Below are 11,466 nucleotides of genomic sequence, written 5' to 3' on the forward strand. Positions count from 1 at the left end.
TCCAACAGAACTCCTCCTCGGCGGCGTGCGTGCCGGCGCCTCCTGATGACGGTTGTGCGAAGCCGGACGGTGGCGAAGGCTCAGCGCCACCGCTCCGCCAGGCCGTACGCGCCTTCCTGACCTACACACCTCCGAGAGGGAAGAGGTCAGTGCTCGCAGAGGGAGAACTCTCGTTCGTAGAGCTGTTCGTTGTGTTCGTCGACGAAGAACTTGCGTTCCCGCATGAGTTGTTCGCGGAAATCCTTGGCCTGATCAAGCGTCATGGTCGAGGCAGCGGACCATGGTTGTTGCGGTGGCACATCGGATGTCGAGATGATCTTTTCCGACGGATCGACCAGGAAGAACGCGAGGATCTTGCGATACCCCGGGCGGCTGGGGTCCGCGAGGCGGAACGAGCCGACACGGTGTTGCAGGATGTTGGGGAACGCCAGGCAACGGCCCGCTGGGGTGGCTGTCGATCCCAGCATCTGGTTCAGTGCGTCTTCGTCCTCCAGGCCGTAGACCTCACGCAGACCATTGTCGTCGTTCTGTTCATAGTTCGGGTCGTCGAGCGCCGCGCGGAAACTCAGTCGGCTTTCGGTGATGTTTTCGCTGTCCCAGTAATAGATACCGGTCGAGACGATCCGCTCGTTCAACATCCCCTCGACATGCCAGGAACCGCCGGCGTACTCGGGCTTCTCCGGGGTGAGGTGAATGCTGGCAAGCTTGACGATGACCTGGAGACGGCGACCGCGCAGGTCGACGCGGGCGGACTCATCGGGCACCTGGAGCGGTGTGAAGGCCGGGGCGTCCGGGATGACCGGACGGCGATTCTCCCACCAGTCGTCCTGAGCCCGTTCCCACGCACGGAGGGCTTCTGCGTAGGCCCCGTCATCGCTGTAGGAGGACTTGTCCGGATACTCCGGCTCCGAGTCGTACCATCCGTATGGATCGGCCTCGATCCGCAGTGGCCGCGGATGGCGCAAGTCGGTGAGCACATTCTCCAGCAGAGGGCGGAAACGCGCGAACAAGTCCGGCAGGACGGAACCCAGTTCGCGATGCTTCTCGGGGTGGACGTTGTTGACATACGAACAGAAGGTGACTTCGCCGTCTTCACTGACGTCGACGTCCGTGGGCAGCCACTGGAACGTCTCCGAGAATTCGTACTTCCCGTAGCGGTCTGTCGGGTTCCGCCAAGCCCGCTCCGGCGCGCCGCTCACCTCTCTCACCAGGCAGAACAAGGAGGGGTGAACCAGATCCAGCACCTGGCCGTCGGATCCGGGATGCCAGTCCTTTTCTGCTTCGGGGACCTGCTCCAGCACCTCAACCGCCTCGCGCAGCCGCGATCTCAGCTCATCGTCGACCAGTGAGTCCGACTGCCACACCCCGTCGACGGCAGACACCTCGACGCCCGTTCGCCCGTCCCGCAGCTCCGCGTAATGCTGGAGTTCGGCAAGCACGTAGCGGACTTGCGCTTCGGTGAGGCCCTGAGCGACCGCTTCCTGCGTCCATCTCGCCACGATGCCGGGGTCGTTCATCTTGTCGAACCACCCCGGCTTCGCCCGGATGTGTGCGCTGCACCGCATCATCTGGAGTTCCCGCAGCGTTCTGGGTGTCGCGAACGCTATGGAACGGGAAGTCTGAAAGGGCAAGGGGAAAGCAGACAAGCCGGTCAATTCTCTGGTTCCTCCGAGTCGGTGCCGCGGTGGCGGGAAGGATACTTCAGCAGACTGACACCGCAGCCGTGGCCTTGTCGTCGCTGGTCAGGCGCCGGCACGGGGGCTTTCGACGGGGTACGTGAGACAGGCGCGGGATCGCGGCTGACCGAAGCCGGGAGGACGGGGTGGGAGCGGGTCCGGCTGCACGCTGTGGACTGCTTCGAACGCGGGGAGAAAGGCGACACGGTGGTTCGCCCGATCGATCGGGTGTCATGATCACTCAGCGACCTCGCACCTTGGCCACGCCCCGGAGACCACGGGTCGCACCGCGACAGCGGACTGACGGAAGGAACGTGCGTGCGCAGACTCGTCTACTACGTTGCCACCACTCTCGATGGCTTCATCGCCGGGCCGGACGGTGCGGATCCCACCGGCCCCAACGGCTTCTGGCCCATTCAGGAGGACTACGTACAACACCTCGTCACCGAGTACCCGGAGACGTTGCCCGCCCATGCGCGGCAGGCACTGTCCGTCACGGCGGGGGGCACCCGCTTCGATACCGTTCTCGAGGGTCGGCGCAGCTATGAGATCGGTCTCGCGGCTGGAATCACCGACGCCTACCCTCACTTGCGGCATCTGGTGTTCTCCCGAACTCTGACCGAGATCCCCGGCCCGGCCGTCGAACTGGTCGCCGACGACCCGGTGGCGACCGTGCGGGAGCTCAAGCAACAGGATGGCAAGGACATCTGGCTACTCGGCGGCGCCGAGCTGGCGGGGTCCCTGTACGGCGAGATCGACGCGATGATCCTCAAAGTGGGCCCGCTCACCATCGGCGACGGGATCCCGCTGTTCTCCCGCAAGGCAGCCTTCGACCCGCGCACCTGGACACTCGTGGACCAGACCGCCCTGAAGAGCGGTGCGGTTTTCCTGACCTACACGCGCTTCACGAGCTGAGCGGCCCCGGGCGGGCGGCGGTGGTGCGAGGCCACGCGTGTGCATGCTCAGAGCGTCAGGCAAGCGCCGCGTAGCCGCAACTGACGTTTCCTCCTCACAGGTGATGGTGATCTCACTGGCGGACGCGTCCCGGTGTCATGCGTGCGGTCCAGAGGGCCGCCCGTACACGGCTGGGTCGAGGACCAGCGATGGACACTGGACCGGGACGCGTTGCCGTGCTTCGCGGACGAGTCGAGGCAGGTGCTGCGACCGTCGAAGGCGCAGACCTGGTCCTGGCACGGTCTGAGCCGATCTCTCCGTCCGCTGACGCGCCCCGCACGCTCCTGACAGGCACGGTCATGACAACTGTCAGGACCGTGCCGCTCCCGGTCTAGTGTCAGGGCCCGATCCACACGGGGGAAGCTCACGCAGGCGGCCGATTGCTGTCGAAGCGTTCCCGTTCCCGGGGGAGAGCGATCAGGTCCATGCGTCGAACGCGGCAACGAGGCATCGGCGGCAGGGCCGTCGATCAGGCCTGGCACTGCATCGAGACCGATCGGATGCCGCACCCGCGATTCTGGTGTTCCTCCAGGAGAGATGGCCCGTCGGACTGCGGGACGACAACTTCTCGAGGCGCCACTCCTGGCGGACGGAAGGCGGTCGGGACCTGTAGTCGGTGACGCGGGGACCGATCGGCCCTGGTTCGGTCATGCCGTTCCGCCCGAGGATGGGGGCAAGCACCATCAGGAGCATCGGGTGAGAGACGAGATGGCAGATGTACTCCGACGACGGATTTCGTGAGCTGAACCGGCAGGAGTGCCTGCGCCTTCTGGCCGAGGCGCCCGTGGGGCGCGTCGTGTTCACTCGGCGGGCGCTGCCTGCCGTGCTCCCCGTCGATTTCCGCCTGGCCGACGACGGGGCGGTTCTGCTGTGCACCTCGGTGACGTCCGAGCTGGCGAGCGCCATCGCGGGGGCGGTGGTGGCCTTCGAGGCCGACGAGTTCGACCCGCACACTCGTGCGGGCTGGAGCGTCGTGGTCACCGGCACGGCCACCCTGGTCACCGATCCTGCCGAACACACTCGGCTCCTGCGAGAAGGACCAAGATCCTGGACGCCCGTCCCGCAGGAGATCTTCGTCCGTGTGGATCCGGAACTGGTGACCGGACGGGCCCTGGCGGGCGGGCGCACCCTGTACGGGGCCGAACTCCCGTCGTAGGCAACGGGCGACCGGTCACTGGAACCGGACCCCCGGATGTCCGGCGTCCTGAGACACGAGGAGCATGGTCACGGAGACGGCCACGAACCCGGCGGGACGGAGCCCTGCGCAGTCGCCCGCGGCTCCCCGACGGGCCGGACTGCCGAAACCCCTCAGCCCGGGAGAGGATGGGGACCATGGGCAGGCCCATCGTCGTCGGCGTGGACGGTTCCGAGTCCAGCCTGAGAGCCGTGGACTGGGCGGTCGACGAGGCCGCGCTGCACGCACTGCCGTTGCATGTGGTGTACGCGTCACTCTGGCAGCGCTACGAGCGTGCCGTCTTTCCCACGAGCCCGGGCAGGACGGAGCAGATACTCACCGACGTGCTCGTGGTGGCTGCGGCCAAACGCGCCGGCCGGCGACGTCCCGGCATGACGATCACCACCGAGGTCGTGCCCGCAGGGCCCGTGCCCGTACTCCGTCATGCCGCACGCAAGGCCTCCGCGCTCGTCCTGGGCTCCCGCGGTCGTGGGAGCACCGCGGAACTGCTGCTGGGCTCGGTCAGCCTGGCCGTCGCCGGGCGGGCCGAAGGACCGGTGATCGTCGTCCGCGGCGCACCGGACGGCCCGGTCGGGGCCCGGCTCCATGGTCGTCGCGTGGTCGTGGGGGTGCCCGACGAACCGGACGGCTCGGCGGCCGTGCGTTTCGCCTTCCGTGAGGCGGACCGGCGTGGCGTTCCGCTGGAGGCTGTCCGGGCCTGGCATCGGCACGCACATGAGACGACCGACCACGTTCCGGTTCCCGGCGAACCCGCAGAGGTGCACCGGCGACGCGCTGTCGAGGCATGGGAGACCGCGCTGCGCGCACCCGCCGAAGAGTTTCCGGACGTCGAGGTGCGTCAGCGGATCGTCGAGGGCCGTGCCCGCACCGCCCTTCTGGATGCCTCGGCCGATGCGGCACTCCTCGTGATCGGCGCGCAGCATCCCGACGGACGCCTCGACCTGCACATCGGCCGTGTGACCCACGCCGTGCTGCACCACGCCGCCTGCCCCGTGGGAGTGGTCCCGTAGCGGACATGATCGCGCCCGGGTTGTCCGACAACCAGGGCCCATCGGCCCCAGGTCGGCCCGGTCGGCCCCTGGGACGGTGCCACGGGCCGGGGGATGCTCGAAACGTCCTGGAAGGCTCCGAGGGGACCGCCATGACGAACGACGCGCTCGACCGGACCCCGTCCCGCGCCCTGGGCGGTATCTCTCGCGGACGGCACCGACGAGGTGTGTGTGCGTGCTCTGCGGCTGATGCCGCGCACCATCGACGTCTGCGTCACCGAGGGCCTGGTCATGCTCGCCGGCGAGCTGGAACGCAGGAGCGAAAGGTGTCCGCCGTCGCCATGACCTGTCAGATCGACGGGGTGGTCGCGGTCGTCGACCGGCTCGCCTGGCGTCTGGACGACACGCGTCTTCGGTCGGACGAGCAGACACTGCACGGCGCGGCCGACGACTGGCTGCGTGAAGGGTGAGAGGAGGCGGACCGCCATGATGAAGAACGTGCTGATCGCCTACGGAACGACGAACGGATCCACCGCGGAGATCGCCGAGTTCGTCGCCGAGGTCCTGCGCGGGGACGGGCTGAGGGCCGAGGCTCTCCCGGCCCGTTCGGTGTCCGGTGTGGCGTCGTACGACGCCGTGGTGGTCGGCGGAGGCCTGTACGCCGGCCGCTGGCACAAGGACGCTCGCCGTTTCGTGCGGCACCACCGCAAGGCACTGAGCGAACGCCCGCTGTGGTTGTTCAGCAGCGGACCGCTCGATCCTTCGGCCTCGGAGCGCGACCTCCCACCCGTGCCCGGCGTGAAGAAGGCCATGACCGGCCTCGACGCCACGGATCACGTCACCTTCGGCGGCTGCCTCAAGGAAGGCGCCAAGGGCTGGGTCGCCTGGATGATCATCCGCAACGGGAAGGGTGGTGACTTCCGCGACTTCGAGCGGATCGAGGCATGGGCGGCGCGGATCGGCCGGGAACTGCGGTCCTGACGGACGTAGGCGCGGTGTCACCTGATCGCAGTGCTCTCCGGCAGCGTGTGGGCCAGGGCCTCCGGCATCACCGGAAGCACCTCGAAGTCTCCGGCCAGTCCGGCAAGCCGCAGAACACGCAGGAGTGAGGGGCTGCCGCTGACCAGACGCAGCCGCCCGCGTCGCGCCAGCACGCGGTTGCGCACCCGGCACAGCACACCCAGTCCCGCGCAGTCGATGAAGGACACGGGGCGCAGATCCAGGACCAGGTCGAGGTCGGTGCCGCCCGTCAGCACGTCCAGACGCGTTCTCAGGGCCTGCGCCGTGGCCAGGTCGATCTCGCCGGTCAGCGTCACGACGTCTGCCCTTCGCTCCGGCGGCTGCGGGAGGACGGACCTGCTGGAGATGTCAGCCATGGTCAGAGCAAAGCCGGGCGGCCGGGACGTGCGGTAGGGCCATTCGGTCCCGCCCGCGAGGCCGGGGGGACCTTCGCGGCGCGCGGCAGGGGCGTGGCGTCGTGGACGCGCCCCTCCACCGGTCGGTGGGCCGACCGGCTCAAGCGCGTCACACCGCCAAGCCGGAAGCGCGGGTGAAAGGCGGTGGACTCGCTCGCACCAGGTGGTGCTTTCCGGCACCCGTGGGCGGTCGCCGTGTCGCCCGGTGCGACAAAGAGGGAGGATCGGGGGAGAGGGCAACAGGGCCGACCGGCCCTGGCCTTCCTGCCCGCGAACGAGGAGGATCCGATCCGTACCGCCCCAAGGCACCGGGTACGGACACCAGGACGAAACGCTGGACAAGGAGCATGAACATGGCGGACGGCGAGCAGCCCGGCCACGACGACCGGATCCGGGTCTTCCTGCTGGACGACCACGAGGTCGTACGGCGCGGCGTGCACGACCTGCTGAACGACGAACCGGACATCACCGTGATCGGCGAGGCCGGCACCGTCGAGCAGGCTCTGGTGCGTGTGCCCGCCCTGCGTCCTCAGGTCGCGATTCTCGACGTCCGCCTGCCCGACGGCGACGGCGTGTCCGTGTGCCGCGAACTCCGTTCGAGCATGCCCGACCTCGCGTGTCTGATGCTGACCTCCTTCGACGACGAAGAGGCGCTGCTGGACTCCATCATGGCCGGCGCCTCCGGATACGTGCTGAAGCAGATCCAGGGCTCCGACCTGGTCTCCGCCGTGCGCACGGTGGCCCGGGGCCAGTCCCTGCTCGACCCGAGCGCCACCACGAAGTTGATGGCCCGGTTGCGGGGAGGCCGGCAGGAGGAGGATCCCGGTGCCCTTCCCGGGCTGACCGAGCGCGAGCGGGAAATCCTGGCGCTGATCGGTGAGGGGCTGACCAATCGCCAGATCGGCCAGCGTCTCTACCTCGCCGAGAAGACGGTGAAGAACCACATCTCCCGCCTCTTGGCCAAGCTCGGCGTCGAACGGCGCGTCCAGGCGGCCGTCATCGCCACCCAGGCCCAGGACCGGCTCAAGGGCGACAGCCGCTGAGGCCGGCCGGGTCGTCCGACAACGAAGGGAGGCGCACCCACCGGGCGCGCGGCTTCCCCACCACCCGGCGTCCCGCCTTTGACGGACGCGACCGCACCGCCCACGCCTGTCTCCGTCCCGGTCACCTGCCTTGATCTCGTACCGTTCGCCCCCGCGCCCCGATACGGTGGCATCAGCGGTGTCGGTCTGGACGTCTACGAGGAGGAGGCCGGTGCGTTCTTCCTCGACAAGTCCCTGGAGGTGATGACCGACGAACGGCTCGCCCGGCTGATGACCTTCTCCAACGTCCTGGTCACCTCGCACCAGGCGTACTTCACGCGCGACGCGGTCGGCCAGATCGCCGACACCACGGTGTCCAACGTGGACGACTACTTCGCGGGCCGCACCGGTGGCAACACCCTCGTCCGCCCACCCCGGACCTGACGCGCCGCCCGGCATGCCGGACGGCCGTCATCCCGGCCGCCTCGCTGACCGTGGTCCTCGACCAGGGCAAGGTGCCGGCCGTGTGGATCGAGACCCTCGGGGACGGGCGTGCCGTACCGACTTGCGGGCCGCGCGCCCTCAGTCGAGCGGGTCGGCCGGGATGGCCTGCTCCGTCCAGATGACCTTGCCCGTCGTCGTGTAACGGGTCCCCCAGCGCTGGGCGAGCTGGGCCACGATCAGCAGTCCTCGCCCTCCCTCGTCGGTGGTCCGGGCATGGCGCAGCCGCGGTGAGGTGCTGGCGCCGTCGGAGACCTCGCAGATCAGGACGCGGTCCCGGATCAGGCGCAGGTCGACCGGTCCGGTCGCGTGGCGGAGGGCGTTGGTGACCAGTTCGCTGACGATGAGTTCCGAGGTGAAGGTCAGGTCGGGCATGCCCCACGCGTCCAGTTGCCGGCCGACGAGACCACGGGCGTGGGCGACTGCGGCCGGATCGCCGGGCAGGTTCCAGGAGACGACCTGGTCCGGGGCCAGGACCCGGGTCCGGGCGAGAAGCAGGGCCACGTCGTCGGACGGTGGGCCGGTCAGCAGGGCGTCCACCGTGCCCTGGCCGATCTCCTCCAGTGCCGGCCCGCGCGCCCCGAGGGCTTCACCCAGCCGGTTGAGACCCACGTCGATGTCCCGGTCGTAGGTCTCGATGAGGCCGTCCGTGTAGAGGGCGAGGAGTGTCCCCTCGGCCAGCTCCACTTCGGTGGACTCGAAGGGGAGGTAGCCGACCCCCAGGGGTGGTCCGGCGGGCAGGTCGAGAATGTCGGTGGTGCCGTCGGAACCGACGATCACGGGCGGCAGATGGCCGGCCCTGGCCAGCGTGCACCGTCTGCTGACCGGGTCGTACACGGCGTACAGGCAGGTGGCCCCGAGGAACGCGGCGCCCGCGCTCTCGTCGCCGGCCGCCGTGACCTTGCCGTCGTACGCGCCCAGATGGCCGATGACGAGATCGTCGAGATGGGCCAGCAACTCGTCCGGAGGCAGGTCCAGGTCGGCGAGCGTGCGCACGGCGGTGCGCAGGCGGCCCATGGTCGCCGCCGCGTTCATGCCATGCCCGACGACGTCCCCGACGACCAGGGCGACCCGGGCCCCGGAGAGCGGGATCACGTCGAACCAGTCACCGCCCACACCGCTCGGGGCGTCCGCGGGCAGGTACCAGGACGCCACCTCCAGCGCGGAGCCTCCGGCCAGCTCCTGGGGCAGCAGGTAGCGCTGCATGGAGCGGGCCGCGGCGCGTTCGCGGGTGAAGCGGCGCGCGTTGTCGACGGACACGGCGGCCCGGGACACGAGTTCCTCGGCGAGCCGCACGTCGTCGTCCTCGAACGGGCCGGTGCGATCGGTGCGGGCGAACGTCGCCACCCCGAGCGTGACGCCCCGCGCCCGCACCGGCACCACCATCACCGAGCGGAAGTCGAAGTCGCGGAAGGTCGAGCCCAGCCACTCGTCCTCGGTCACCCAGGCGCTGGCCGAAAGGTCGAGCATCCGCTCCACCAGGGTCCGGCTCTCCTGCAGGCACCGGGTCACCGGCGACAAGGCAGCACGCCTGACCGTTTCTCCCACGGCCAGGCTCGCCTCCGGACAACCCTCGCGCACCGACTGCTGGCCGGCGCGGCGGATGACGGGTGTCATGCCCACCGGGCCCGGCGCCGGCTCCTCGCCCCTCATGACCGAGTCCAGCAGATCGACGGCGACGAACTCGGCGACGGACGGCACCGCTTCGTCCGCCAGTTCCTGCGCTGTCCGCGTCACCTCCAGCGTGCTGCCGATCCGCGCACCGGCGTCGTTGAGCAGAGCCAGGCGTTCCTGGGCCCGCCACCGCTCGGTGACGTCCACGACCATGTAGGAGACGCCGACGGTGCGACCCTTGCGGTCCCTCATGGCGAAGAAGGAGGCGGAGCGGGCGCGCATCAGGTCGGGGGCCAGGTGGCCGGGGGTGCGGTACTCGTGGTCCAGCACCGGTTCCCCGGTTTCGAGGACCATGCGCATGCGGTCCTCGAAGGCTTCGGCCTCCGCCTGCGGCAGCACGTCCCTCACCTGTCGTCCCAGGCGTCGTTCGAGGGGGACGAGACGCTCCAGCGGTTCGTTCACCCAGACGTAGCGCAGGTCCGCGTCCAGGACGGCCATGCCGATGGGCGCGTCGTTGAGGAACGGCGTCACCATCAGCTGGCTCACGCCTCCGTTCGGCATCCGCCAGAAGGCGCGCTTCGGAGGCCGGCCGACGAATCTGCCGAAGAGCAGTGCGGCGGCCGTGGCGACCAGGACGCCCGGCACCATCTCGTAGATGCCCGACTCCAGGGGGCCGAGGAGCGGGTTGATCTGGTCCCACCACAGGACCGTGCCCGCGCCCGACACGATTCCGGCCATGGCGCCGGCCCAGGTCATGCGCGGCCAGTACAGGGAAAGGAGCACCACCGGGCCGAAGGCGGCTCCGAAGCCCGCCCAGGCCTGCCCGACGATGTCCAGCAGTCCGCCGCCCCTGAGCGCGATCGTGTAGGCCACCAGGATCACCACGACGACGGCGCACCGGCCGACCAGCACCAGTGTCCGGTCCCCGGCCCGCCGGTGGAGGAACGCGCGGTAGAAGTCCTCGGTGAGGGCGGTGGACGACACGAGGAGCTGGCTGTCGGCGGTCGACATGATCGCGGCCAGGACGGCGATCAGTATCACTCCGGCGACCCAGGGTGTGAGCAGGGTTCGGGCCAGGGCGATGTACACCGTGTCCGGTTCACCGAGCGGCGCGCCCGGCTGGGCGATGCCGACCAGGCCGACGAGGGTGGCGCCGGCGAGTACGACGGCGACCCAGACGGTGCCGATCCGGCGGGCCGCCGGGATCGCACGGGTGCTGCGGATGCCCATGAAGCGGGCCAGGATGTGCGGCTGGCCGAAGTAGCCGAGGCCCCAGGCGAGCAGCGAGACCGTGGCCACGGCTCCGAGTGCCCCGCCGGCCGACCACTGACCGTCCGCGTAGCCGACCCGGGCTCCCATGTCGAGCAACTCCGGGGCTTCGCGGTCGAGGGTGTCCTCCAGGGCCCCGAAGCCGCCGAGCACCGTGACAGCGGTCAGGGGGAGCACGACCAGCGCGAGGAGCATCAGGCTCCCCTGCATCACATGCGTCATGCTCACGGCGAGGAAGCCGCCCAGGCAGGCGTAGACGACGATCAGCAGGGCGGTCAGGGTCACCCCGACACCGAAGCGGAGATCGAAGACCTGCTCGAACAGCAATCCGCCGGCCACGAGGCCACTGGCCACATAGACGGTGAAGAACACCAGGGTGACGGCGGCCGACACCACGCGGAGCATCCGGGTGCGGTCCTCGAACCGCTCCTCCAGATAAGCCGACAGGCTCACGGCGTTCTCGGCGCGTTCGGTGTAGGTACGCAGCCGTGGCGCGACGAAGAGCCAGTTGAGGTAAGTGCCGATCACCAGGCCGACGGCGATCCAGCTGGCACCGAGGCCCGCCGCGTACACCGCTCCGGGCAAGGCGAGGAACAGCCAGCCCGACATGTCGCTGGCGCCCGCCGACAGGGCTGCGACGAAGGCGTTGAGTCTGCGGCCGCCGAGGGCGAAGTCCGTGAAGGTGCGAGTGCGGGTGTACGCCCAGACACCGATCCCGATCATGGCGGCCACGTACACGAGGAACGTGGTCAGGATCGGCGCACTCACATCGAACATGTGGTCCTCGCCCGCGAGGGTCATGGGAGGGGCATGGCCATCGGCACGCCTGGG

The 11,466-nt window shown here is 69.4% G+C and carries 9 protein-coding genes and 1 pseudogene; 7 read left to right on the plus strand and 3 right to left on the minus strand.

The genetic code is table 11. The features are described 5' to 3' along the window. Nucleotides 1–146: 146 nt before the first annotated feature. Nucleotides 147–1,655: a DUF4246 domain-containing protein gene (locus tag QNO09_RS15330; RefSeq protein WP_283970732.1), complete on the minus strand. Its 1,509-nt coding sequence runs from the start codon at nt 1,653–1,655 to the stop codon at nt 147–149. Nucleotides 1,656–1,994: 339 nt separating this feature from the next. Here QNO09_RS15330 and QNO09_RS15335 point away from each other — a divergent pair, with 339 nt between their 5' ends. The 5 genes from QNO09_RS15335 to QNO09_RS15355 all read left to right on the plus strand — a co-directional run bounded on the left by QNO09_RS15335 (nt 1,995) and on the right by QNO09_RS15355 (nt 5,795). Then, a complete protein-coding gene (locus QNO09_RS15335) occupies nt 1,995–2,591 on the plus strand; it encodes a dihydrofolate reductase family protein (RefSeq protein ID WP_283970733.1) in 597 nt (198 codons plus the stop codon). A 754-nt stretch (nt 2,592–3,345) separates the two neighbouring features. Continuing rightward, nucleotides 3,346–3,786 carry a pyridoxamine 5'-phosphate oxidase family protein gene (locus QNO09_RS15340; RefSeq protein ID WP_283970734.1) on the plus strand — a complete coding sequence of 147 codons (441 nt, stop codon included), beginning with the start codon at nt 3,346–3,348 and terminating at the stop codon, nt 3,784–3,786. Between the two features lie 176 nt (nt 3,787–3,962). Continuing rightward, nucleotides 3,963–4,835 (plus strand): universal stress protein, encoded by an 873-nt coding sequence (locus tag QNO09_RS15345; protein ID WP_283970735.1) that lies wholly within the window; start codon nt 3,963–3,965, stop codon nt 4,833–4,835. 305 nt (nt 4,836–5,140) lie between these two features. Continuing rightward, complete coding sequence (locus QNO09_RS39715; protein ID WP_349636971.1) at nt 5,141–5,284, plus strand: hypothetical protein; 144 nt, start codon at nt 5,141–5,143, stop codon at nt 5,282–5,284. 16 nt (nt 5,285–5,300) lie between these two features. After that, complete coding sequence (locus tag QNO09_RS15355; RefSeq protein WP_283970736.1) at nt 5,301–5,795, plus strand: flavodoxin domain-containing protein; 495 nt, start codon at nt 5,301–5,303, stop codon at nt 5,793–5,795. Between the two features lie 17 nt (nt 5,796–5,812). Here QNO09_RS15355 and QNO09_RS15360 read toward each other — a convergent pair whose 3' ends face one another. Continuing rightward, nucleotides 5,813–6,190 (minus strand): STAS domain-containing protein, encoded by a 378-nt coding sequence (locus QNO09_RS15360; protein ID WP_283970737.1) that lies wholly within the window; start codon nt 6,188–6,190, stop codon nt 5,813–5,815. Between the two features lie 392 nt (nt 6,191–6,582). Between QNO09_RS15360 and QNO09_RS15365 the strand changes: the two genes are divergently transcribed. Further along, nucleotides 6,583–7,272 (plus strand): response regulator, encoded by a 690-nt coding sequence (locus QNO09_RS15365; protein ID WP_283970738.1) that lies wholly within the window; start codon nt 6,583–6,585, stop codon nt 7,270–7,272. Between the two features lie 159 nt (nt 7,273–7,431). After that, nucleotides 7,432–7,695 (plus strand): annotated as a pseudogene (locus tag QNO09_RS15370) (2-hydroxyacid dehydrogenase); the annotation flags it as partial. Nucleotides 7,696–7,833: 138 nt separating this feature from the next. Here QNO09_RS15370 and putP read toward each other — a convergent pair. Then, on the minus strand, nt 7,834–11,412 hold the full coding sequence (gene putP, locus QNO09_RS15375; protein ID WP_502962299.1) for a sodium/proline symporter PutP: 3,579 nt from the start codon (nt 11,410–11,412) through the stop codon (nt 7,834–7,836). Between the last annotated feature and the right edge of the window lie 54 nt (nt 11,413–11,466).

This window comes from Streptomyces sp. 378 (assembly GCF_030124145.1).
GTDB lineage: Bacteria > Actinomycetota > Actinomycetes > Streptomycetales > Streptomycetaceae > Streptomyces.

What these genes read in the sequence shown, in the direction of transcription:
- QNO09_RS15340 (WP_283970734.1), top strand. Translation starts at nt 3,346, where the DNA reads ATGTACTCCGACGACGGATTTCGTGAGCTGAACCGGCAGGAGTGCCTG.
- QNO09_RS15345 (WP_283970735.1), top strand. Translation starts at nt 3,963, where the DNA reads ATGGGCAGGCCCATCGTCGTCGGCGTGGACGGTTCCGAGTCCAGCCTG.
- QNO09_RS15355 (WP_283970736.1), top strand. Translation starts at nt 5,301, where the DNA reads ATGATGAAGAACGTGCTGATCGCCTACGGAACGACGAACGGATCCACC.
- QNO09_RS15360 (WP_283970737.1), bottom strand. Translation starts at nt 6,190, where the DNA reads ATGGCTGACATCTCCAGCAGGTCCGTCCTCCCGCAGCCGCCGGAGCGA.
- QNO09_RS15365 (WP_283970738.1), top strand. Translation starts at nt 6,583, where the DNA reads ATGGCGGACGGCGAGCAGCCCGGCCACGACGACCGGATCCGGGTCTTC.
- putP (WP_502962299.1), bottom strand. Translation starts at nt 11,412, where the DNA reads ATGTTCGATGTGAGTGCGCCGATCCTGACCACGTTCCTCGTGTACGTG.